Annotated in this window: 9 protein-coding genes and 1 tRNA gene; 6 read left to right on the top strand and 4 right to left on the bottom strand. The window is 69.0% G+C overall.

Going from position 1 to position 24,599, the window contains the following annotated elements; all coding sequences use genetic code 11:
* The first annotated feature begins 18 nt into the window (after positions 1-18).
* From WKC72_RS37025 to WKC72_RS37010, 4 genes are all read left to right on the top strand, one after another.
* Positions 19-1,218 carry a sensor domain-containing diguanylate cyclase gene (locus tag WKC72_RS37025; RefSeq protein ID WP_037241546.1) on the top strand — a complete coding sequence of 400 codons (1,200 nt, stop codon included), beginning with the start codon at positions 19-21 and terminating at the stop codon, positions 1,216-1,218.
* Between the two features lie 291 nt (positions 1,219-1,509).
* Entirely contained in the window at positions 1,510-18,234 is a 16,725-nt protein-coding gene (locus tag WKC72_RS37020; protein ID WP_370181250.1) for an amino acid adenylation domain-containing protein, read from the top strand.
* A gap of 162 nt (positions 18,235-18,396) precedes the next feature.
* Positions 18,397-19,743: a lysine N(6)-hydroxylase/L-ornithine N(5)-oxygenase family protein gene (locus tag WKC72_RS37015; RefSeq protein ID WP_370181249.1), complete on the top strand. Its 1,347-nt coding sequence runs from the start codon at positions 18,397-18,399 to the stop codon at positions 19,741-19,743.
* Positions 19,740-19,991, top strand: a complete 252-nt coding sequence (locus tag WKC72_RS37010; protein WP_005244517.1) for an MbtH family protein — start codon at positions 19,740-19,742, stop codon at positions 19,989-19,991. Before WKC72_RS37015 ends, WKC72_RS37010 begins: the two co-directional genes overlap by 4 nt.
* A 106-nt stretch (positions 19,992-20,097) precedes the next feature.
* Here the strand turns inward: WKC72_RS37010 and WKC72_RS37005 are convergent, their stop codons facing one another.
* On the bottom strand, positions 20,098-21,537 hold the full coding sequence (locus WKC72_RS37005) for a threonine/serine exporter ThrE family protein (protein ID WP_037241538.1): 1,440 nt from the start codon (positions 21,535-21,537) through the stop codon (positions 20,098-20,100).
* Between the two features lies 1 nt (position 21,538).
* Positions 21,539-21,916: a nuclear transport factor 2 family protein gene (locus WKC72_RS37000; protein WP_037241536.1), complete on the bottom strand. Its 378-nt coding sequence runs from the start codon at positions 21,914-21,916 to the stop codon at positions 21,539-21,541.
* A 72-nt stretch (positions 21,917-21,988) separates the two neighbouring features.
* Between WKC72_RS37000 and WKC72_RS36995 the strand changes: the two genes are divergently transcribed.
* Together WKC72_RS36995 and WKC72_RS36990 are read left to right on the top strand one after the other, a co-directional pair.
* Positions 21,989-22,063: transfer RNA gene (locus WKC72_RS36995), tRNA-Thr, on the top strand.
* Between the two features lie 142 nt (positions 22,064-22,205).
* Positions 22,206-22,409, top strand: coding sequence for an RNA polymerase sigma factor (locus tag WKC72_RS36990; RefSeq protein ID WP_037241533.1), 204 nt, complete (start codon positions 22,206-22,208; stop codon positions 22,407-22,409).
* A gap of 10 nt (positions 22,410-22,419) precedes the next feature.
* On the opposite strand, the gene WKC72_RS36985 is transcribed toward WKC72_RS36990, so the two are convergent.
* Both WKC72_RS36985 and WKC72_RS36980 read right to left on the bottom strand, forming a co-directional pair.
* Positions 22,420-23,832, bottom strand: coding sequence for a lipase family protein (locus WKC72_RS36985; protein WP_370181248.1), 1,413 nt, complete (start codon positions 23,830-23,832; stop codon positions 22,420-22,422).
* A 100-nt stretch (positions 23,833-23,932) separates the two neighbouring features.
* Positions 23,933-24,568, bottom strand: a complete 636-nt coding sequence (locus tag WKC72_RS36980) for a TetR/AcrR family transcriptional regulator (RefSeq protein ID WP_370181247.1) — start codon at positions 24,566-24,568, stop codon at positions 23,933-23,935.
* Positions 24,569-24,599: the final 31 nt, after the last annotated feature.

The following is a 24,599-nucleotide window of genomic DNA, read 5'->3' as shown; positions in this document are numbered from 1 at the left end:
GGTGACGGCGAGGTTCTGATGGCGTTGGGTATTCCGCGCCTCGGGGTGGGCATCGTCCGGTACGACATCGTGAACGGGACGTTGTGGTGGGATGAGAAGGCCGCCGCCATCTTCGGGGACGACGGTTCCCGGCCACCGCTCGAATTGTGGCGTCAGCGTGTCCATTCCGAAGACATCGGCGCGGTGCGTCGCATGTTCGGTGACACCGCCGGGTCCGTGGGCGCGGAATGCGTGTTCCGCATCGTGCTGGCAGATCGGTCGACCCGATACATCCTCACCCGCAGCATCGACGTCACCACCGATGCGTCCGGTGCCCCTGTCGAGCTGACGGGGGTGGTCATCGAACTGGGACACGTGGCCGGCCGGGACGCGCAGCTCGCGTCGTTGCTCGATCGGGTGGGCCTGGGGTTCATGGCGCTCGACGAGGACCTTCGGATCATCTACGTCAACTCCGGCTGCCTGCGGCACGTGCGGCGGTCGCGGGACGAACTGCTCGGCCGTGTCGTCACCGAGGTTCTTCCCGAAACGCAGGGCAGCTACTTCGACGCACTGTGCCGCAAGGTTCTCGCCACCGGCCGCGAGCAGCGGACCCGGGTGGACTCGCTGTATTCGCCGGGGATGACGATCGAGGTGACCGCCGCAGCCGATTCCGGCGCGCTGGTCGTGCATTTCCGGGACGTCACCGCGGAAGTCACCGCTCAGCAACAGGCGGACGAGGCGCACGCTCTTCTCCTGCACGAGGCCACGCACGACAGTCTCACCGGACTGCTCAATCGCGCCGCCATCACGGAGCACCTGCAGCGCCTGTTCGAGCCCGGTGCGGGGCCTGCGGTCGCGTTGTTCCTCGACGTCGACGGCTTCAAGGATGTCAACGACACCCGGGGGCATCACGTCGGAGATCGCATCCTGCAGGGGGTGTCCGAGCATTTGCGCCACGCGATGCGCGCGCCGTCCGCGGTCGGCAGGCTCGGTGGCGACGAGTTCGTGGCCATCCTTCCCGACGTCGACGAATACGACGTCGACGACGTGGTGACCCGGATGCTCGCGTCGATCACGACGCCGATCGACGTCGGCGACGAACTCCTCGTCGTGACGATCAGCGTGGGGATGGCGCGCAGTACGTCGGCTCGCACGGTCGACGAACTGCTCCATCACGCGGACACCGCGCTGTACGCCGCCAAGCGTCGCGGCGGGAACACCGCGGTCTGGCACCACTAGGTTGCTGGGCGGCTGCCCCGGGAGGTCGACGCCGCCGGTCGTGTGCCGACGCCGCGGATGCACGGTATGTTTACGCGGTCGAACGCGACGTCGGGACCGTTTTGGTGCGGTGAATGCCGTCGGCGGTGCGGGGGACACGCGATCGTGGAGATTGAACTCGAATTACGGCTGTGATATCCGGCACCTGTGAAGTTGCTGGCAACCGGCTTGTTGCTGGTGGGTAGCCTAACCTAAACTCCTTCGGGTGCCCGTCGTTGGACGGGCGCTCTCGACGGACGATCGGATCACCCCATGTCTCCGGACCACTCGGCGGCTGCTCGCCCACAGCGCTCTTCGGCTGAGGGCATTTCTTCCCCTGCTCGCGTCGGTTCGACGCCTGTCGCGTTGCCGGTGACGGCCGCGCAGTCCGAGGTGTGGGTCGGACAGCAGTTGAATCCGGGCAGCCCGGTCTACAACCTCTCGCTCGTCGTCGAGGTCGCGGGCCGGATCGACCTGGACCGTACCGCCACCGCGATTCGTAAGACCGTCGAACGGGCCGAAGCCCTGCATGTGCGTTTCGAGCGAGGCGCCGACAACGAACTGCTGCAGGTGCCGACGGCCGCGGGCGAGTGGACCCTCGCTGTCGTGGACCTGCGCGGCGACGAGGATCCCGAAGCGAGTGCGCGCGCGTGGATGGACCGCGACATGGAGATCGTCGTCGACATCGAGGGCGACGAACCGCTGTTCCGGCACGCCCTGCTGCGTACCGGCGACGAGTCGGTGATCTGGTACCAGCGCTACCACCACAGCATCATCGACGGATACGGCATCACCCTGCTCGTGGCCGATGTCGTCGATCGATACGAGCACCCGGAACTCGAAACGTCGACGGCGCCGTGGCCCCTCGACACGATCGTGGCGTCCGACCGCGACTACCGTGCGTCGACGCGCTTCGAGTCCGACCGCGACTTCTGGATCCAGCAGGTGATCGACGCGCCGGAGCCGCCTCGGCTGCTCCCGCAGGTCGTCGACCACTCCGGGTCGCCGATCTCCGCCCTCGTCGAGATCGACGGCGACGACGCCGACGCGATCTACACCTTCGCCTCCGACGCCGGGATCAGGCGCACCCGGCTGCCGCTCGCCGCGGTCGTGGCGTACATCCACCGGTTCACCGGCCGCCGCGACCTCACGTTGTCGCTGCCGATGACGGCCCGGGTCGGACGCGAACTGCGCCGCATCCCCGGAATGTGCTCGACGATCCTGCCGCTCCGGGTGCAGGTGGATCCCGAGATGACCGTGGGTGAGCTCGCCACCCGCATCGACACGACACTGATCTCGGTGCTGCGGCACGGCCGCTACCGCGGCGAGGACCTCGCCCGCGACCTGCGATCGATCGATCCGGACCGTCAGATCTTCGGTCCCGGAATCAATTCCATGATGTTCGAGCACTCGCTGACGTTCGGCGGTTTCCCGGCGTGGGTGCGGGGTTCGGCCACCGGACCGGTCCGCGACCTCGATTTCTCCATCCGCGGTGGGCAGGATGCGGAGCCCATCCAGATCGATCTCCGGGCGCCGGCCGGTCTCGGCGCCGAGCTCGAGGAGCATCGCCGCAGGCTCGAACACTTCGTCGGGCAGTTCGTCGCCGACCCGTCGCAGCCCATCGCGTCGCTCGATCCGATGACCGAGGCCGAGCGCACGCAGTTGCTGGTGGAGTTCAACGACACCGCGTCCCCGCAGGAATCGGTGACGGTTCCCGACCTGTTCCACGCTCAGGTGTCGCGGACACCGGATGCCGAGGCCGTGATCGCCGGCGACACCCGGCTCACCTACCGGGAACTCGGGGAACGCGTGGCGCAGCTGTCCCATCACCTGCGCGCCCGCGGGGTCGAGGCGGAAACAGTTGTGGCGATCGGTCTCCCGCGTTCCGCGGAGATGGTGATCGGACTGCTCGCCGTCATGTGCTCGGGTGGGGCGTTCGTGCCCCTCGACCCGTCGTGGCCGGAGGACCGCCGGATGTCGGTCCTCGCCGGCGCCGGGGCCGCGCTCGTTCTCACCGGTCCCGGCGGAGTCGCCGACGCGGGGGAGCGGGCCGTGCCGGTCGACCTCGCGGCGTGGGCGTATGCCGAGCAGCCCACCGAGCCGCCCGCGGTGACCGTGCAGGGTTCGCGGCTGGCGTATGTCATCTTCACGTCGGGTTCGACAGGCAGGCCCAAGGGCGCCATGATCCGTCACGAGGCCGTCTGCGCGCGGCTGTTGTGGCAGCGTGACGAGATCCTGGGCTTCGGGCCCGCGGACGCGTCGCTGTTCAAGGCCCCGCTGTCGTTCGACATCTCCGTGAACGAGATTCTGCTGCCGCTGGTCGCGGGTGGCCGGCTGGTGGTGGCCGAGCCCGGCGGGGAGCGGGACCCGCAGTATCTGCTGGACCTGATCGCCGGCGAGTCGGTGACGTTCGTCTACCTCGTGTCGTCGATGCTGGACGTGCTGCTCGACCTGGCGCGGGGCACGGATCGGCTGGCGGCGCTGAAGCACGTGTGGTGCGGCGGCGAAGTCCTCACGCCGCGTCTGTTCGAGAGGTTCCGATCGCAGCTCGCCATCGCGCTGTATCACGGCTACGGCCCGGCGGAGGCGACGATCGGTGTGTCGCACGTGATCTACCGGGAGGACGCCGCGCGGATCGCGACGTCGATCGGTCGCCCGAACCCCAACACGCAGCTGTACGTGCTGGATGAACACCTGAACCCGGTGCCGCTCGGCACGGGCGGTGAGCTGTACGCCGGCGGATTCCTCCTCGGCCGCGGATACGTGGACGCCCCGGGGCTGACGGCGTCCCGCTTCGTCGCCAACCCGTTCGCGAACGACGGCTCCCGGTTGTACCGAACCGGTGACCTCGCCCGGTGGGCGGTGGACGGTTCCCTCGACTTCCTCGGCCGCGCCGACAATCAGGTGAAGATCCGGGGCATGCGACTCGAACTCGAGGACGTCGAGGCGGGCATCGTGTCGCATCCCGCCGTCCGGCACAGTGCCGTCGTCGTGCGGGAGACACCTTCGGGTGCACAGTATCTCGCGGCCTACGTGGTGGCGAAGCAGGATTCGGTGCCGGACGTCGCCGAGCTGCGGGTGTGGGCGTCGTCGAAGCTGCCGGAGTACATGGTGCCGTCGGCGTTCGTCGTCCTCGACCGGTTCCCGCTCACCCCCAACGGAAAATTGGATCGGCGTGCGCTGCCCGAGCCGGATCTCGGCGCGGCCGGTGAGAACGTCGCGCCCCGCACCGCTGCCGAGGAAACCCTGTGTGCGCTGATGGCGGGTGTCCTCGGGGTGGAAGCGGTGGGCGTCACCGACGACTTCTTCGCGTTGGGCGGCGACAGCATCGTCGCGATTCAACTGGTCAACCACGCTCGGCGGGAAGGTCTTTCGATCAGCCCGCGGGAGATCTTCCAGCTCCGCACCGCCGAGGCCCTCGCCCGGGTCCAGGACGGCCGGACCGGGGCCGCCGTGGACTCCGATGACGTCGCGATCGGTGACGTCCGCAGCACCCCGATCCTCGCCCGCACCGCGGAGCGGGGCGGCGAGATCGCCGCGTTCCACCAGTCGGTGCTCGTGCAGACTCCGGCCGCTCTCGACGGGCATGCCGCGAAGGCGGCCCTGGCCACGGTACTCGAGCGGCACGACGCCCTGCGCGCGACGCTCGTCCGCGGTGACCGCTGGACGCTGTCCGTGCCGGAGCCGTCCCCGGCGGCGGTCGACGGAATCCTGCGGGTGGTCGAATTAGACGGCAGCGCCCAGCAACTCGACATCGAGACGCGGGCGGCCGTCGGAAGGCTCGACCCGGATGCGGGCACGATGGTGCAGGCCGTCCTCTTCTCCGCAGCCGACGGGCCCGGCCGGTTGCTGCTGATCGGCCACCACCTGGTGGTCGACGGGGTGTCCTGGCGGATCATCCTCGAAGACCTCGCCCGCGCGGGCACCGCCGTGGCGGCCGGGGGCGTCCCCGAACTCGCTCCGGTCGGGACGTCGCTGCGCCGCTGGTCCGAGCTGCTCGAAGAGCAGACGCGGTCGGGTGCCTTCGACCACGAACTGTCCTTCTGGGCGGACGCGGCGACCACGGAAGACCCGCTCCTCGGCTCGCGCGCGCTCGATCCGGCCCTCGACCTCGCCGGTGACGCCGAAACCCTCACGGTGACACTGCCTCCGGAGTTCACCCGGCCGCTGCTCTCCACCGTGCCCGCAGCGTTCCACGGCCACGTCAACGACGCGCTCCTCACCGGTGTCGCGGTGGCGCTGCAGAGGTGGCGCGACGGAGGGCCGGGCCCCGTGCTCCTCGACCTCGAGGGGCACGGACGCGAGGAAGGCCTCGTGCGCCGCAGCGACGGGCCCGCCCTCGACCTCTCCCGGACCGTCGGCTGGTTCACCACCGTCTACCCGGTGGTGCTCGACCCCGGTGCGGCGGTCGGCGAGACGGGGCTCGCCGACGCGCTGAAGGCGGTGAAGGACCAGTTGCGCCGCATCCCGGGTTCCGGGTTCGGCTACGGCGCGTTGCGTTACCTCGGTGTCCCGCAGCCGGCACTCGCGCACACGCCGACCCCGCAGGTGCTGTTCAACTACCTCGGGCGGGTGACGTCCGCGGAGGGCGTCGACTGGCTGCCCCGCGCCATGGGCGGTGCCGACGACCCGCGGATGCCGCTCGGGCACGCGCTGGCGTTCGACGTGATCGCGGAGGACGGCGCCGACGGCCCCGTCCTGCGTACGACGTTGACGTGGGCGCCCGGTGTGCTCGATCGTGACGCCGTCGTGGCGCTCGCCGACGAGTGGACCGCGGTGCTGCGGGTGCTGGCCGGAGTCGACCGTCTCGGCGGTCACACGCCTTCGGACTTCCCGCTGGTGTCGTTGACGCAGCCGGATGTGGACGCGCTGGCGGGTGCGGTCGACGTGCTGCCGTTGACACCGCTGCAGGAGGGCATCTACTTCCAGTCGGCGTTCGAGGACACCGGCACGGACCCGTACGTGGTGCAGCAGGTGATCGAACTGACCGGTCCCGTCGACGCTGCCGCGTTGCACCGCGGGCTGCAGGCGGTCGTCGACCGGCACGCGGCCCTCCGCGTCGGAGTGCGGGCGGTATCGGACGGCCGGGTCGTGCAGGTGGTCGGCGACAACGTCCAGGTGCCCATGGAGGTGCTCGACCTCACCGGCGTCGCGGATCCTGAGCAACGCGTCGAACAGGTGCTGGCGGCGGACCGGGCCCGGGGTTTCGACTTCGGCCGCGGACCCCTGCTCCGCTACACGCTCACCCGGCTGGAGAACCGGAAGTTCCTTCTGCTTCAGTCGATTCACCACATCGTCGCCGACGGGTGGTCGGTGCCGGTGATGTTGCGGGAATTGATGGTCCTCTACAGCGTCGAGGGGCAGCCGCTGGCACTGCCGACGCCCACCCCGTACCGGAGCTACCTCGAGTGGCTGGGAGCCCGCGACCGTCAGGCGTCGCTCGCCGTGTGGCGGGAGGCGCTCGCCGACGCCCCCGAGCCGGTGGAACTGCCGAAGCCCTCGTCGAAGGGGGAGTCCGGGATCCGCAGTGTCCGGGTGACACTGCCGTCGAACGACACCGTCGCGCTCTCCGCGGTGGGCCGGGCCCGCGGATTGACGCTCAGCACACTCGTGCACGGCACGTGGGGCCTGGTCCTCGGCCGGCTCACCGGCCGCGAGGACGTGGTGTTCGGTTCGACGGTGTCGGGCCGCGGCGGTGACCTGCCCGGTATCGAGACCATGGTGGGCCTGTTCATCAACACCGTGCCCACCCGGCTGCGGTTCCGGCCCACCGACACGGTGGCCGAGGCCCTCGCCCGGTGGCAGCACGAGCAGGCGACGCTGCTCGACCACCAGTACCTCGGCCTGCCCGAGGTGCGCCGGGAAGCGGGACCGCAGAACCTGTTCGAGACGCTCGTCGTGTTCGAGAACTATCCGCTCGGCGACGGCGCGGTGGCGGATCCCACCGGTGCGGTGCAGGTGACCGGTATCCGGTTCGACGAGCACCCGCCGTACCCGATGACGCTGATCGTCGTGCCCGGTGACGCGCTGACACTCGAGCTGAAGTACGACGCCGCCCGCATCGATGCGGCGACCGCGACCCGGTTCGCGGAGTCGACGGTGGCGTATCTCGCGGAGCTGACGCGGGACGTCGACCAGAACGTGTCTTCCGTCGCGCTGACGTCGCGTGAGCCGATCGACGCGGCGCTGCGCGACGTCGAGGTGGAGTTCCCCGAGACGACGGTGACGGCACTGCTCGAGGAGCAGGCGGAGCGGACACCCGACGCGGTGGCCGTCGTGTTCGAGGACGAGCACCTCACCTACGCGGAGCTGCACGCGCGCGCCAACCGCCTGGCCCGGCTGCTCGTCGACCGCGGGGTGGCACCCGAGTCGAAGGTGGCGGTGGCACTGCCCCGTTCGCTGGACCTGATGGTGGCGCTCCTCGCGGTCGGGAAGGCGGGCGGCGCCTACGTTCCGCTTGACACCGGTTACCCCGCAGACCGGCTGGCGTACATGCTGGAGGACGCGGAACCGGTCTGCGTTCTCACCGACGGCACCGTGCCGTTCTCCGGGTCCGGCGTTCCGCAGGTCCGGGTGTCGGACGCCGACCGGTTCTCGCCCGAGCCGCTGACCGGTGTCGCGCTCGCGCCGCAGCACCCCGCCTACGTGATCTACACGTCGGGTTCGACGGGACGGCCCAAGGGTGTCGTCGTGCCGCACGGCGGCATCGTCAACCGTCTGCTGTGGGTGCAGCGGTTCCGGCCGATCACCCCTTCGGACAACATCTTCCAGAAGACGCCGTCCAGCTTCGACGTGTCGGTGCTGGAATTCTTCGGGCCGCTGCTCGCCGGGGCGACCCTCGTGCTGGCGCGGCCGGACGGCCACAAGGACCCGGCGTACCTCGCCGAAGTCATCATCCGGCAGTCGATCACGCGTGTGCATTTCGTGCCCTCGATGCTCGAGGTGTTCCTCGCCGAGCCCGCCGCCGCCCGGTGCACCGGGCTCCGGATCATCTCGTGCAGCGGTGAGGCGCTTCCCGTGGCCTCCGCCCGGCGCGTCGCCGACATCCTGCCGGGAGTGGAACTCGACAACCTCTACGGCCCCACCGAGGCGTCGGTCGACGTCAGCTACGCCGCATCCGTTCAGGGAATCGACGCGTCCGCGCCGTCCGTGCCGATCGGCCTGCCGACGTCCAACACCGGCCTCTACGTGCTCGATCGGTACCTGCAGCCGGTGCCCACGGGCGCTGCCGGTGAGCTGTACCTGTCGGGACCACAGCTTGCCCGCGGCTACCTGGGCAGGCCCGGGTTGAGCGCCGAGCGCTTCGTCGCCGATCCGTTCTCCCGCACCGGGTCCCGCATGTACCGCACCGGTGACGTCGCCCGGGTCGACGCAGACGGAGCGGTCGAATACCTCGGCCGGATCGACGATCAGGTGAAGTTGCGCGGCTTCCGCATCGAACTGGGCGAGATCGAAGCCCAGATGGCCGCCTGCCCCGGAGTGCGGCAGGCTGCCGCCGTCGTGCGCTCGGACCGGCCCGGTCAGCAACAGCTGGTCGGGTACATCGTCGGGGACGCCGATGTCGACGACGTCCGCGCGCGCCTGACTGCGGCCCTGCCGGAGTTCATGGTGCCCGTCGCGTTCGTGACCGTGACCGAGTTCCCGCTCGGCCCCAGCGGGAAGCTGGACCGCAAAGCTCTTCCCGCGCCGGACTTCTCCGCGCACACGAGTTCGGGGCAGGCGACGTCCGCGCCGGCCGTGGACAGCGGACCGGCAGCGGTCCTGGCCGGCCACTACGCCGAGGTCCTCGGTCTCGGGGCCGTCGGGGTGGACGACGACTTCTTCGCGCTCGGCGGCGACAGCATCCTCGCCATCCGCCTGGTCAATCTCGCTCGCCGGGAGGGAATCACCGTCACCCCGCGGCAGATCTTCGAACAGCGGACGCCGGCCGCGCTCGCCCGGCTTGTCGCGGCCACCGTCGTCGCGCCGGCCGCGCGCGTGGAGGAGTCGGGCACCGGCAACCTGTCGCCCCTACCGGTGGTCCATCGGCTGTCCGAATGGAGTGGCGGTAAGAACCGTTTCAACCAGGCCGTTCTGCTCCACACACCGGCGGGCACCAGCGCCACCGTCCTGACGGCCGCCCTGCACTCGGTGATCGGTCACCACGACGGCCTGCGGCAGAAGCTGACCCGGCACGCCCAGGGCGTGTGGTCGCTCGAGATCACCGAATCCGCAGACCTGGAACTGCGTCGTGTCGACGTCACCGGACTCGACGCCGTGGCGCTCCGCGAGACGGTGGCAGCAGAATCCGACGCCGCGACCGACCGGCTCGACCCCGACGACGGCACCATGCTGTCGGCGGTGTGGTTCGACGCCGGCCCGCAGGAGCTGGGCAGGCTCCTCCTCGTCGCGCACCATCTGGTGATCGACGGGGTGTCGTGGCGGACGCTGATCGAGGATCTGGCCATGGCGTGGGTGGCGGCCGACAGCGGCCAGGACGCGGCGCTCGACCCGGTGCCCACGTCGCTGCGCGGGTTTGCCCGCATCGTCACCGAGCAGGCGCAGGACCCCGCCCGGCTCGCCGAACTCGACCACTGGGTGCGCGTCACCGAACCCGGTGCCGATCTGGTGCCCGGCACCGACGGGCACGCGGTGGTGAGCAGCGGCGCACGGCGGACGGTACTGCTGGACCCGCAACTCACGACGGCGCTGCTGACCCGCGTTCCCGCCGTGGCCGGCGCCGACGTCACCGATGTGCTGCTCGCGGCGCTGCGGCTGTCGGCCGACCGATGGCTCGCGGGCCGTGGCCGCGAGAACGACCTGCTGGTGGACCTCGAGCGGCACGGCCGCGAAGAACTCGCCGAGGGCGTGGACCTGTCCCGTACCGTCGGCTGGATCACCAACGTCACCCCCGTCCGGTTGCGCAGCCGCACGGGCGCGCTCGAGACGCTCAAGGACGTCAAGGAGCAGCTGCGCGGCGCCCGCGACGGCGGCATCGGCTACGGCATGCTGCGTTACGTCAACGCGCGCACCGCGGGTCTTCTCGCGGCCCGGGCGGAATCGCAGGTGCTGTTCAACTACCTGGGCCGCATGCCGCACGCGGTGCCCGGGGCCTGGACGCCCGCGGTCGAATCCGACTCGCTGGCAACCGATCCCGATGCCGATCTCGGTGGCCCCTACCGGCTGGTGATCAACGCCCTGTGCGAGGAGTCCGAGCGGGGCACCGAACTGCAGGCAGTCTTCGCCTGGTCGGAGGCCGACCTGAGCGAGGCCGACGTCATCGCGTTGAGCGACGGCTGGGTGGCCGCACTTCGTGAGCTGGCCGACGCCGCAGGAGAACACGACGGACCGGCGATGCTCACGCCGTCCGACCTTCCCCTCGTCACGCTGACACAGGAGGAGATCGACCGGATCGTCGAGGCGAGCCCGAGTGGGGTGGACGCGGTGCTGCCGCTGTCGCCGCTGCAGGAGGGTCTGTACTTCCAGGCCGGGTTCGACTCCGGCGCCGACATCTACACGGCGCAGTTCTCACTCGACTTCGCGCACCGCCTCGACACCGACAGGCTCGCCGCCGCGCTGCGCACCCTGCAGCGACGCAACCCCACGCTGCGAGCGGGATTCGTCAGCGCAGGCCTGCCCGCGCCGGTGCAGTTCTTCGGCGCCGGGCTGGACGTGCCCATCGTCGAGTTCGACCTCCGGGAACTCGACGAGCCCGAACGCGCGTCCTACGCCGAACAGCTGACCGCGCAGGACCGGCTGACACCGTTCGACCTCACCTCCCCGCCGCTGTGGCGGGCAATGGTGTTGCGGCTCGACGACGCCCACGACCGACTGGTGATCAACCGGCAGTTCCTGCTGTGGGACGGATGGTCCAACGGCCTCGTCGTCAGCCAGCTGCTCGCCCTCTACGAATCGGGTGGCGACGACTCCGGATTCGCCGCCCCGGAAGGATCTTTCGAGGACTACCTGCGGTGGCTGGCCACCCGGGACGCGGACGCCGCGCAATCTGCGTGGACCCACGCTCTCGGCGGGCTCGACGAGCCCACGCTGCTCGCAGCGACGGTTTCGGGGGAGCCGCAGCCTCCGCAGCGCCGGGACGCCGTGCTGTCCGAGGAACTGAGCGAACGACTCCGGGCCGGCGCACGCGGTGCCGGTGTCACGTTCAACGCGGTGCTGAACGCCGCGCTGGCCGTCGTCCTCGGAATCGAGACCGGACGCCGGGACCTCGTGTTCGGCACCACCGTGGCCGGACGCCCACCGGAGGTCCCGGGCATCGACGCGGTGGCGGGAATGTTCCTCAACACCGTCCCCGTCCGGACGACGCTGCGCGCCGACGAGACCGTCACCGACCTGCTCCGGCGAATCCAGTCGGAGCGGTTGGCGCTGACCCCGTACGACTACCTCGGGCTCGCCTCCATCCAGCGGGTATCCGAGCACCGGCAGCTGTTCGACGTGCTGTACGTGCTGCAGAACTTCGTCGACGAGAAGCAGGTGTCGGCGCTCAATGCGGCGCACGACATCAGTGGCGGCGACAGCATCGATCACACGCACTACCCGGTCACGGTCGTCGTGACGCCGGGCGCGAGCGTGAAGGTGAAGTTCGAGTTCCACCCCGAGAAGATCTCGGAGTCGCGGGTCGAACGCATGCTGTCCCGGTACCTGACCGTGCTCGAGAAATGGTCCACCGACCTGTCGGGTGTGGTCGGCGCAATCGCCGGTGCCGCAACGCCCGTGCCGGTCGAGCCAAAGGTCCTGCCCGACGCGACCATCGCGGACCTGTTCGCCGACGCGGCCCGCGGCCGACCCGAAGAGACGGCCCTGGTGTTCGGGGACCGCACCGTGAGCTACGCCGAACTCGACGCGGATGTGAACCGGATGGCCCGGCTCCTGCTCGGCCACGGCGCGGGCCCGGAGCGGATCGTCGCACTCGCACTGCCGCGGTCGGTGGAGATGGTGGTCGCGCTGTTCGCCGTGCTGCGCACCGGATCCGCATATCTGCCGCTCGAGCTGGACCACCCCGCCGAGCGTCTGGTCGCGATGCTCGACGACGCAAGTCCGACGGTCCTGGTCACCACGTCGGACGTCGCCGGAACGCTCGCCGCAGCGGCGGTCGACACGCTGGCCGTCGACACCCTGGACTTCGGCGCGGTCGCGTCCGGACCGTTGTCGGGGGCCGAACTCGGCGGATTCGCGCCCGGAATGCCCGGGCGCCTGGACCATCCGGCGTACGTCATCTACACGTCCGGGTCCACGGGCAAGCCGAAGGGCGTCGTCACCCCGTACCGCGGCCTGACCAACATGCAGTTCAACCATCGCGAGGCGATCTTCGAACCCGTCGTGACCGCGGCGGGCGGTCGGCGACTGCGCATCGCGCACACCGTGTCGTTCGCGTTCGACATGTCGTGGGAGGAACTGCTGTGGCTGGTCGAAGGCCACGAGGTCCACATCTGCGACGAGAACCTGCGGCGCGACGCCGAGGCGCTCGTGGCCTACTGCGACACGCATGCGATCGACGTCGTGAACGTGACGCCGACGTACGCGCAGCACCTGATCGAGGAGGGTCTGCTCGACGACGGTCCCGGGCGGCACCGGCCGCCGCTGGTGCTCCTCGGCGGCGAGGCAGTGTCGGATTCGGTGTGGAACCGGTTGCGCGACACGAACGGAACCTGCGGGTACAACCTGTACGGTCCCACCGAATACACGATCAACACCCTCGGCGCCGGCACCGCCGACAGCGCGACACCCACCGTCGGCACCCCGATCTGGAACACGTCCGCGTATGTGCTGGACCCCTGGTTGCGTCCCGTTCCGGACGGCGTTTCCGGTGAGCTGTACATCTCCGGGGTCGGGTTGGCACGCGGCTACCTCGACCGGTTCGCGCTGACGGCGGAGCGGTTCGTCGCCGACCCGTACCAGGAAGCCGTACGTATGTATCGGACGGGCGATCTCGTGCGCCGCCGCGGAGACGGTAACCTCGACTTCCTCGGCCGCACGGACGATCAGGTGAAGATCCGCGGTCACCGGGTGGAACTCGGCGAAATCGCGTCCGCGCTCGAAGCTCTGGACGACGTGCGCCAGGCGGCCGTCGTCGTCGATTCGGGCCCGGGTGGTTTCAAGCGGCTCGTCGGCTACGCCGTACCCGTGAGTACTTGTCAACCGCGGGACGTTAACAAGTACTCACGGGCGCTGCGCGCAACGTTGCCGGACTACATGGTGCCCGCCGCGGTCATCGAGGTCGACAGCCTGCCGATGACGGTCAACGGCAAACTCGACGTCAAGGCGCTGCCGTCGGCGGACGACGCGCTCGGGCGCAGTGGCGGCGCGCGGACCGAACCCCGCACCGACACCGAACGGGTGCTGTCCGCGTTGTTCGGCGAGATCCTCGGCGTCCCCGCCCCCGGCGTCGACGACGACTTCTTCGACCTCGGCGGGCACTCGCTGCTGGCCACCAGGCTGATCAGCCGGGCACGGGCGGCGCTCGACACCGACCTCACCATGCGCGACCTGTTCGAGGCGCCGACGGTCGCCGAACTCGCCGCCCGGATCGGCGACGACACCGGTTCGACACGCCCGGTGCTGGTGGCCCGGCCGCGGCCCGAGCATCTGCCGCTCTCCGCTGCGCAGCAACGGCTGTGGCTGCTGCAGCAGATGGAGGGTTCGTCGGCTGCCTACAACTTCCCGATCGTCCTGCGCCTGCACGGTGCACTCGACCCCGGGTTGTTCGAGGAGGCGCTGACCGACGTCGTGTCGCGGCACGAATCGCTGCGAACCGTGTTCGGGGAGCACGACGGCGAACCGGTGCAGGTGATCCTGGACGACGCTCGCCCCGACGTCGCGGTGATGGACGGCACCGAGGCGGATCTGGTGCGGCTCGTCACCGAGACCGTCGGCTGCCCGTTCGACCTGACCACGGAGATCCCGGTGCGCGCGAGCCTCATCCGGGTCGCGGACCAGCAGGTGCTGGCCATCGTGCTGCACCACATCGCCACCGACGAATGGTCGGACCGCCCGTTCCTGCGGGACCTGATGACGGCGTACGCCGCTCGCGCGCAGGGCTCGGCGCCGGCGTGGGAGCCGCTCGACGTGCAATACGCCGACTACACGCTGTGGCAGCGCGACGTCCTGGGTGACCCGCAGGACCCGTCCAGCCTCGTCAGCCGCCAACTCGACTACTGGGCGAAGACTCTCGACGGTGCGCCGGAGGAGTTGGTGCTCCCCACCGATCGCACCCGTCCGGCGCGGCCGAGCTTCGCAGGCGGCGCGATCGAGACGACGCTCGACGCCGCGACGACACGGGCCCTGCGTTCGCTCGCCCGGACGTCGGGCACCAGCATGTTCATGGTGCTGCACGCGGCGTCGGCGGCGTTGCTGCACCGCCTCGGTGCGGGCGACGACCTGCCCATCGGAGCGCCGGTCGCCGGCCGCAGCGAACAGGGTCTCGACGACCTGGTCGGATTCTTCGTCAACACCGTGGTGCTGCGGACGGACGTGTCGGGCAACCCCACGTTCGACCAGTTGCTGGCACGGGTCCGCGACACCGACCTGGCGGCCTTCTCCCATGCGGACGTCCCGTTCGAAACCGTCGTGGAGAAGGTGAATCCGGCGCGCACCCTGGCCCGGAACCCCCTGTTCCAGGTGATGGTCGGCTACCACAGCCGGACGTCCGATTCGGCGCTCGCGCCCGGGTCGGCCCTCACCCCGGTGGCGTTCGAGGAACGCACGGCCAAGTTCGACCTGGTGTTCAACTTCACCGAGTACCTCGACGACGACCGCGTGGAACTGCGTCTCGAATACGGTTCGGACCTGTTCGACCGGGCCACCGCGGAAGACATCGCGCGCAGACAGGTCGTGGTGCTCGATGCTCTGGCGTCCGACTCGGGTCGCGCGGTCGGCGACCTCGACGTGTTCCTCGGCGAGGAACACGAACTGGTGGTGTGCGGTTTCAACGACACGTCACAGCCGGTGGCGGAGGAGACGTTCTCCGAGGCGTTCGCGCGCCACGTGGCGGCGACCCCCGGCGCCGTGGCCGTCGTCGATGCCGACGGTGTGGTGACGTACGCGGAACTGAGTGTTCGCGCCGACCGGATCGCGGCCTTGCTGCATCGTCGCGGGGTCTCCGTCGAAGACGTTGTGGGACTGGCTGTCCCGAGATCGGCGCAGATGGTCGCGACCGTGCTCGGGGTGCTGAAGCTCGGGGCGGCGTACCTTCCGCTCGACCTGACCCACCCGTCCGACCGCATCTCCTACATGCTCGCCGACTCCGCCGCGCGGGTGCTGGTGACCACGGTGGGGGAGAGCCCGCGCATCGCGGACGTCGACGGTCTCGCTCGCGTTCTCCTCGACGACGAGTCCGTCGTCACGGAACTCGAGACCGGGCCCGCCCTGCAGGTGCCGCAGCCCCCGCAGGGCCTGGACCACGCTGCGTACGTCATCTACACGTCGGGCTCCACCGGAAAACCCAAGGGTGCGATCCTCACTCACGACGGGATACCCAGCCTCGTCGCCACCGCCGAACAGCGGATGAAGCTCGTGCCGGGTTCGGTGGTGATGCAGTTCGCGTCGATCGGATTCGACGTCGCGGTCTTCGAGTTGTCGATGGCACTGTGCACGGGCTCCCGCCTGGTCATCGTGCCCGACGAGTCCCGCGTCGCCGGACCGGAACTCACCGATTTCATGGCCGCACACGACGTCACGCACGCGATCATTCCGCCGTCCCTGCTGGCGGCGCTGCCGTCGGGATGCGACGTCCCGGAGGGATGCACCGTGCTGGTGGGCACCGAGACCGTGCCGCCGGAACTGATCGGACGCTGGGCGGAACGCCTCAACCTGCTGGCCGCGTACGGTCTCACCGAGGCCACCGTCAACAACACGTTGTGGCAGGCACAACCCGGATGGAACTCGGCTGTGCCGATCGGTATCCCCGATCCGAACGAGCAGGCGTACGTCCTCGACGACCGCCTGCAACCGGTGCCGCCGGGCGTGGCGGGCGAGTTGTACATCGCGGGACGCGGACTGGCCCGCGGATACCTCGGCCGGCCCGACCTCACGTCGGCCCGGTTCGTGCCCAGCCCCTTCGGCGAAGCGGGCACCCGGATGTACCGGACCGGCGACCGGGCGCGCTGGCGGGCCGACGGCAACATCGACTTCCTCGGACGCGTCGACGACCAGGTGAAGATCCGTGGATTCCGCATCGAACTCGGCGAGATCATCGCGGCACTCGGAAGCCATCCGGCGGTGAAACAGTCGGCGGTCGTCGCCGACCGGTCCGGCGACATCGTCCGGCTGGTGGGCTATGTGACACCGGCCGACGGTCACGGAGCCGGGCGGATCGATCCGCAGGCGGTGCGGGATCACGCCGCCACGCGGTTGCCCGACTACATGGTGCCGACTCTCGTGGTCGTGCTGGACGGCGATCTCCCGTTGACACCCAACGGCAAACTCGACCGCAAGGCGCTTCCGCTGCCGGACTGGTCGGCCCTGACCGGGGACGGCACGCCGCAGACGCCGGAGCAGAAGGAGATCGCGGCCGTGTTCGCCGACATCCTGCACCTGCCGTCGGTGGGCATCCACGACAACTTCTTCGACCTGGGTGGCAACTCCATGGCGTCGATGCGGTTGGTGGGACGGATCCGTGGGCGGTTCGCCGTCGACATCGGCATCCGGGACGTGTTCGACAATTCCACGGTGGCCGAACTCGCCGCGATCGTCGCGGGGGCCTCGTCCACGGGCAGGCCGGTCCTGACGGCGGCGGACCCGAGGCCGGAGGCGCTGCCGCTGTCCGGGCCGCAACGCCGGTTCTGGAAGCAGTTCCGGGCGGCAGGCGCCGAGTCGCGAGCCAGTCACGCACTGTCGCTGCAGCTTCGCGACACCGTCGACCCCGAGATCCTGGCGCAGGCCCTCGACGACGTCACGTCCCGGCACGAGCCGCTGCGGACCGTGTACGTGGAGGCCGGGGACACCGTCGTCGCGCAGGAAGCGGTGCGGCCCGCCCTCGAACTCGTCGACGTCGGGGACGGAGACGTGCACCGCACGGTCTTCGAATTGGCGCAGGAACCCGTCGATCTCACCGAGCACGCACCGCTGCGCGTGCATCTCGTGACCGGCGCCGACGGCACCCAGGCGTTGCTTCTCGCGATGCACTACATCGCCGTCGACGAGTGGTCCGTGGTGCCGTTGCTCGGCGATCTGATGGGCGCATACGCCGCCCGGTCGCACGGCGAGGAACCCGCGTGGGAACCGCTGCCCGTCGGATACGCCGACTACGTCGTGTGGTCGCAGGCACTCGTCGGCGATCCCGAGGACCCGGACAGCCGTCGGTCGCGTCAGCTCGACTACTGGCGGGAGACGCTGGACGGCATGCCGTCCCGGCTCGCACTGCCCGCCCCGGCGGTTCGCGGACCGCGGACGGCGGAGATCGTCCCGGTCGAGATCGACGCAGATCTCCACGGTGCGGTCGAGAAGTTCGCGAGCGACACGGGCACCAGCCTGTTCATGGTGTTGCAGGCTGCACTCGCCACCGTGCTGACACGACACGGCGCCGGCACGGACATTCCGCTGGGGTCACTCGTCGCGGGTCGCACGGAGGAGGCGCTGGACGCGCTGGTCGGCTGCTTCTTCAATATCGTTCTGTTGCGAACGGATACGAGCGGTGATCCCGATCCCGTGGAGTTGCTGCGGCGTATCCGCACCGCGAATCTCGACGCGCTGGACAACCAGGACGTGGCGTTCGCCGACGTCGTGGAGGCGGTCGGTGAGACGCCGGTGCTCCGTCCGCAGATCATGCTCGTTCATCACGAGCAGGCCAGGCTCGGTCATCTCGACGCGCTGGGCGGCGTGATGCCGGTGCCGGTGGGTGTTCCGGATTCGGACCTGACGCTGAGCTTCTACGAGCCGATCGGTGACGGGCCCGTCCACGCATATTTCTCGTTCTCCTCGGATGTGCTGGACGCCGAGAAGGTTCGTGGCTGGGCGTCGGAGTTGTCGTCGCTGGTCACCGCATGGGCGGAAGGATCCCGATGATCAAGAGTGATCTAGATCGCAGTTCCGGGGCGGAGTTCGCCGCCGCGAGGGCCGGAAGTACTTGGTACTGTGCTGGAAATAAGGATAGGCTTCACTATCTTTTCGGAAGGCAGACGGCGGCTGGGTCGGGTGCGGCGCGGCGTCGAGGACGGACAACGAGCTATGAGTGAATCGCCGGAAACGGTCGGTACAGATCTCCCAGTGCGAGATGTCGTGGGTGTCGGATTCGGTCCCGCTAACCTCGCCCTGGCCATTGCCATCGAGGAACACAATGCGGAGTGCCCCCCGCGTGAGCGGATCAGCGCGCAGTTCTTCGAGAAGCAGGATCGATTCGGGTGGCATCCCGGGATGCTTCTCGACGGCGCGACGATGCAGATCGCGTTTCCGAAGGACCTGGTGACGTTCCGGAATCCGCGTAGCGCATTCACCTTCTTCAATTACCTCTTCGATCAGGGTCGCCTCGTCGACTTCGTCAATCACCAGACCTTCTTCCCGACGCGTCACGAGTTCCACGACTACCTGCAGTGGGCGGCACGCCGAGTGGACGCCGACGTGCGATACGGCACCGCAGTGGAGACCGTACGCGGAATCCGCGGCGACGACGGGGTGATCGACCGTTTCGAGGTCCGCACCGCCGACGGCAGCACGGTGATCGCGCGCAACGTCGTGATGGGCGCCGGTCTGCGGGAACGAATCCCCGAGTGGGCCAACCCCTCTGCGCGGTGCTTCCACAATCACCAGTTCTTGTTCCGGCTCGGCGAGATGCCGGCCCCGGTCCACCATCGATTCGTCGTCCTCGGGGCAGGCCAGAGCGCCGCCGAGATCGTGCAGTACCTGCACGGAAACTACCCCGAAGCCGAAGTCCACAGCGTCTTCTCGCGTTACGGCTACAGCCCGGCCGACGACAGCCCGTACGCCAACCGCATCTTCGATCCGGAGGCGGTAGACGATCTGCACGGCGCCCCGGAGGCGGAGCGACTGCGATTGCTGGATGTCCATAGGAGTACTAACTATTCGGTGGTCGACATCGAGCTCATCAACGAGCTCTACGCGACCGAATACCAGGAACGCGTACGGGGGCGTCGCCGCCTGTTCATGCGCCGCGCGTCGGAGATCATTGCCGTCGACGAGACTTCGGACGGAATCGAGGTGGCTGTCCGCAGCGGTGTCGACGGCCTCACCGACACTCTCGCCTGCGACGCACTGATTCTGGCCACCGGCTTCACTCCCGCACCCCTCGAGCCTCTGCTCGGCGATCTCGCGCCGAAAACCCACCCGCCACGTGAAGTGGGCCGAGATTACAGATTGGCGGTTTCACCGGACGTCACAGCGGGAATCTATCTGCAGGGCGGCACGGAGAAAACGCACGGAATCACGTCGTCGCTCCTGTCGAACGTTGCCGTGCGGGCGGGAGATATCGTTACATCTGTCGTAACAAGGCGTGGCCGTAACGGCGCGCTTGCTAGTGTGAACGCACAGGACACGTATGCGACAAGCGAGGCGAGATGAGCACCAATCCATTCGATGACGAAGAAGGCCGCTTCTACGTGCTGGTGAACGATGAGGACCAGCACTCACTGTGGCCCACGTTCTCTGAGGTGCCGGCAGGCTGGCGCGTGGTTTTCGGCGAGGAAAGCCGGGCCGCATGCCTCGAGTACGTGGAGAAGAACTGGACCGACATGCGGCCGAAGAGCCTGCGTGAGGCCATGGAGGCCGACGAGAAGTCGGGCGGACGGCACAGCGTCGACAAGAGCTGACCTCCCCGTCGCCGCGTGTCGGCGACGACGTGCCGGGACGACCGTCCGGTGAGACACCGGCGGTCGTACCCGGCAGACGGCCGAGAGGCCGTCACCTGAAACTGCCTCACGCCGCTTTCTGTGTGTGTGTTTCGACCGCCTTCCGCCGCCTCGTCTTGAAGACTGGGCGGCGGATGTCGTCTGTGCGACGCAGGATGCGCGGCCTCCGCAGGGTCCGGGCGATCCATTCGCCTAGCGTGACGCCCGCCGCGAGCGCGCAACCGATACCGAACGCCGCCAGCAGCGAGCTCAGTCCGATCACCACTTCGTTGTTGAGCAGGGCGTAGAGACCCCGGTACAGAGACAGGCCCGGCAGCAGTGGCGTGATACCCGCCACCACGACGACCAGCGGCGGCGTGAGCGCGCGGCGGGCCATCAGACCACCGGCGAAACCGACCACTGTGGCCGCGAGCGCCGAACCGATGATGGGGCCGATGCCGAACTGGTGCGCCACCATGTAGACCAGGGCGCCGGCCGCGCCGCCGAACCACGCGGCCGTGAGGGCGCGCTGCTCGGCGTAACAGGCCAATGCATAGAACATCGACGCGAAAGCGCCCGACATCACCAGCACCGGTAGCTGCACGAGTTCCGTGATCTCGACGTTGACGGGCGGCAGCGTCGAACCCAGCACGCCGGTCAGACGCAACGAGATGGCCACACCGGCGATGATGCCGCCGGTCATCATGACCACTTCGAAGAATCGCGCCGCCGCCGTGATCGGTGCCCCCGTGATGGCGTCCTGCACGGAACCGACCAGCGACAACCCGGACAGCAGCACCACCACACCGGCAGAAATGATCTGCGAGGGTCTGATCTCGACACCCAGCTGATCCTGGAACGTGTAGAGCGTCGCCGCCGGGGTCGCCGCCACCAGACCGCCCGCCACCTGCTGGAAGAAGAACGGCAGGCCGATGCGGTTGAGGACCCGGTTGACCCGGTAGATCACCATCGTCGTCAGGAAGGCGACCGATGCGACCAGCACCCCACCGCCCATCAACACGGAGACCGACGCGGCCATGGACGCCCAGGCGAGCGTGGCGATCCAGCGGTTGTACGGGTGCGGCGCCGTGGTGACCGCGGTCAGGGCCTCGTGCGCCTCGCTGGGGGTCACGGCCTCACGGCGGATCCGCCGCGTGAGCCGGTCCACGGCCGCGAGACGGGTGAAGTCCATCGAGCGGTAGTGCACTATCCGCATCGTGCTCGCCGGCGGGAGGGTCGGCCCGCGGTACGCGGACAGCACGATGGAGTTGTACGTGACATCCACATCGCACTGGGCGAGGCCGTACGTGGCGGCGATGAACTGCACCTGCTCGGCGGTGTCCATCGCACCGGTGCCCGACGCAAGGAGCACTTCACCGACTCTCACGGCGAGGTCGAGTACTTCGGCGACCACCGCGTCGTCGGTGAGGTCGATCGGCTGCAGCGGTGTGGGTGCAGCGGTGACCGCATCGACCGTTGCGCGACGGTCGCCTGTGAGCCGTTGGAGGGATTCTGTGAGCTTGGCCATACTACGTGTCGGAGACAAGATCTTTCTCGGTCAAATCGGTAGCGGAGAGTGCAGACTCGAGTGTCTCGTGGCGGAACGTGGAGATGACCTGATCGTGGACGACACGGAATGCAGAGGCCAGGATACGCGTCTCCGCGGGGTCCGCCCACGTGGCCTGCTGTTCGACCACCAGCACGCCGTCGTAGTAATACATTCGCTGCGGAATCAGCGTGATGCCCGCGGTAGACGCCCATTCCCGCAGCGCCGCCAGGCCCTGAGTCGCGCCTTTCGGGCCACCCATCTCGATGTCGTCGCTCGACAGCGACAGCAGAGTGTCGATGTCGCCGGAGTTGAGGGCGTCGTGCCAAGCGAGGACGGTGGCGATCTCCGAGGTACTCATGGCTCCAACGCTATCCAATGTGGGCGGAAGTAGCCGACGTTCCTGCAATGGATATGATGGGCGCGCGTGTCCGCCTCCTTAGCTCAGTGGTAGAGCACTCGCCTTGTAAGCGAGCGGTCGTCAGTTCAATCCTGACAGGAGGCTCCACCGCGGAATCGCCTCCGCACACAGAGGGCCACCTTCCCCCGGAAGGTGGCCCTCTGTCTTTGCCGCACGGTCACCCCGGGGTGGGCGGTTCGTCACCCTGGGGTCCCTGTTTCCGACCCCGCCGGTGATTGACGATGAGTGCATGCAAGTGAATTCGTGCAGGTCGGCGGTACTGGATGCAGTGGAATCGTTGCCCGCCCTCGAAAGGGAGACACTGGCCCTCGTGTATTACCGGGGAATGTCCTGCGACGAGGTGGCGGACACGATGCAGACCAGCGTCGCCACCGTCCGGGACCGCCTCCACGAGGGGGCGCGCAAACTGCTCGCCGGTGTCGGCGGCCTCTGAACCCGCGCCCTCACGTACCGATCGGCTGACCGAGCAGACTCGCGATCGTGTCACCGACGATCGACGACCACACCGGCCACGTCGCCTGGTCGAGGGCCATCGATCCCACGTCGCGGGTGGTGCATCCGGCGTCGGCGGGCACCCCGTCGAACCGGTCCCGCAGCCACAGCAGTGCACTCGCCGCCGCGACCGGTTCGAGGGACAGGTGCTCGCTGGCGTGGTCGCGGGTGTACGTCACCCGGGCGTTCGGATCCTGGCAGTAGGTGTCGACGAGTGCGTCGACGGGCCCGACCGGTACCAGCCAGTCCGGGTTCGCCTGGTACATGAACATCGGCACGTCCGGGACCCGATGACCCATCTTCGTCCGGTCGAGGACCGATTCGACCACCGGATCGCGCAGCGGGTCGCCGCCGGGGCTGTCGAACAGGCCCCTCAGGTTCGCGAACGGCAGGAGTGCTGCCTGATAGCTGACACAGAGATTGCCCTTGGCGGCCAGGAGTTGCTTGCCGAGTGGATTCAGGTGCGTGTCGAGATACTCGGCGAGTTCGGGATAGTCACGGCTCACGCCGAACACGCCGCCCAGCACGATTCCCGCACCCAGGTTGTTGTCCGCGAGATCGACGAGGGCGCCGAGGTCGGCGGGGATGCCGCCTTCGGCCGCGCCGACGATGTTCAGGTCCGGCGCATAGCTCGAGTGGAGTTCCGCGGCGTGACCCGTCGCGATCGCGCCTCCGGAGTAGCCCATCAACCCGACCGGAGTCTGCCGGCCCGACAGCCCCAGTGGGGCGAAGTTCTCCGCAGCCCGGATCCCGTCCAGGGTGATGCGGCCGGCGAGGGGCCCGGCCGCATACGCGGCGTTCGGGCCCTGGTGATCCGGCATCACGACGGCCCATCCCTGGGCGAGGGCGGCCTGCGCCTCGAGGAACTGCAGCGGCGCGACGATCTGACCGGTCAGCGGCGCGGGCACGGACCACTGCTGTAGTGCGTACGAGGCGGCGCAGTACTTGCCGAGGGAGTCCTCCGCCGGCTGGAGCGAGAGCAGATTGCGGACGCCGTCGATCGTGCCCCTCGGTTTGACCACCGTCGCGACGGCGGGGATCGGCTCGTCCCGCGAGTTGGTGGAGCGGTAGGACAGCTGCCACGCGTCGACGTTCACCGGAAGCACCGACAGGTTCGCCAGGTGGACTTCGCGGGCGGCGATGACCTCGCCCGGCTCGGCCGCCGCGACCACGTCGGCCGGTGGTTCGTAGAAATCCCGGTCGGCCTCCGGCCAGGCGGGAACGGTAGGTGCCGGCTGCACGTCCACGGACGTTCCGCCGTCGACGGGACCCCCGACCGACGGCGGGGCGACGGCGAGCTGTGCGCCCACCGCCATCGCTCCCACCAGCAGCATTCGCCGTCGAAGCGCTCTCGATCCGATCATGTGGTCCTCCCCGGGCCGAAGTGAGACACCTATGTCTCACTTTGAGGCAGACCCTAGATCAGGTGTGACGGGTATCGCAATACTCGCGAGTAAGTTCGGCTCAGGTCTGATCGGTGACCAGCGCGATGAGCATCGTGCTCAGGATGTCCACCAGGACCGACGCAGACGGTCGGGGGGAGGCGGTGCTCCAGTGGTGGGCGAGGTCGTTGACTGCCCCGATGAAGGCGATCGACACCATCGCGAACCGCTCGGGCGGGTCGACGACGCCGCCGTCGATCGTGCGGGTGACGGTCTCGAAGAGTCGCGCCCACTGCGTGCGGCGCTCGAGTCGGTACTGCTCGACCCGGGGGCCCGCCCCGACCACCTCCACGAAGATGATCCTGGCCCGCCGTTCGTCCGTGCCGACCGATTCGATGTACGCCGTCATGACGGTGCCTGCGACGGTCCGCGGATCCCGCGAGGGCGCCCGGTCGTTCGCGGCCAGGACCGCGTCCCGGGCCTCGTCCTGAATCGTGTCGTAGAGCGCCAGGAGGATGTCCTCGCGGCTGTCGAACTCCTCGTAGAACTGGCGACGCGACAGTCCGGCCCGGGCGCAGATGTCGCTGATCGAACTGCGGGCGTACGTCTTCTCCGCGAAGACCGACAGGGCGGAGTCGAGGAACCGTGCCCGGCGGGCCACGCGACGTTCGGCAACCGGTTGGCCGCTGTACGTCCGATTCGACTCTGCTCGGGACACGATCTCAGCCTACGGTGACGGGACGTCGGAT

The organism is Rhodococcus wratislaviensis, assembly GCF_041228765.1.
Lineage (GTDB): Bacteria > Actinomycetota > Actinomycetes > Mycobacteriales > Mycobacteriaceae > Rhodococcus_F > Rhodococcus_F wratislaviensis.
Note: the sequence above shows the minus strand (reverse complement) of the source record. Positions and strands in the feature narration are given on the sequence as shown.

Bases quoted from the DNA above. Each gene is read 5' to 3' on its own strand.
- WKC72_RS37025 (WP_037241546.1), top strand. From the start codon at position 19: ATGGCGTTGGGTATTCCGCGCCTCGGGGTGGGCATCGTCCGGTACGAC.
- WKC72_RS37020 (WP_370181250.1), top strand. From the start codon at position 1,510: ATGTCTCCGGACCACTCGGCGGCTGCTCGCCCACAGCGCTCTTCGGCT.
- WKC72_RS37015 (WP_370181249.1), top strand. From the start codon at position 18,397: ATGAGTGAATCGCCGGAAACGGTCGGTACAGATCTCCCAGTGCGAGAT.
- WKC72_RS37010 (WP_005244517.1), top strand. From the start codon at position 19,740: ATGAGCACCAATCCATTCGATGACGAAGAAGGCCGCTTCTACGTGCTG.
- WKC72_RS37005 (WP_037241538.1), bottom strand. From the start codon at position 21,537: ATGGCCAAGCTCACAGAATCCCTCCAACGGCTCACAGGCGACCGTCGC.
- WKC72_RS37000 (WP_037241536.1), bottom strand. From the start codon at position 21,916: ATGAGTACCTCGGAGATCGCCACCGTCCTCGCTTGGCACGACGCCCTC.
- WKC72_RS36990 (WP_037241533.1), top strand. From the start codon at position 22,206: ATGCAAGTGAATTCGTGCAGGTCGGCGGTACTGGATGCAGTGGAATCG.
- WKC72_RS36985 (WP_370181248.1), bottom strand. From the start codon at position 23,832: ATGATCGGATCGAGAGCGCTTCGACGGCGAATGCTGCTGGTGGGAGCG.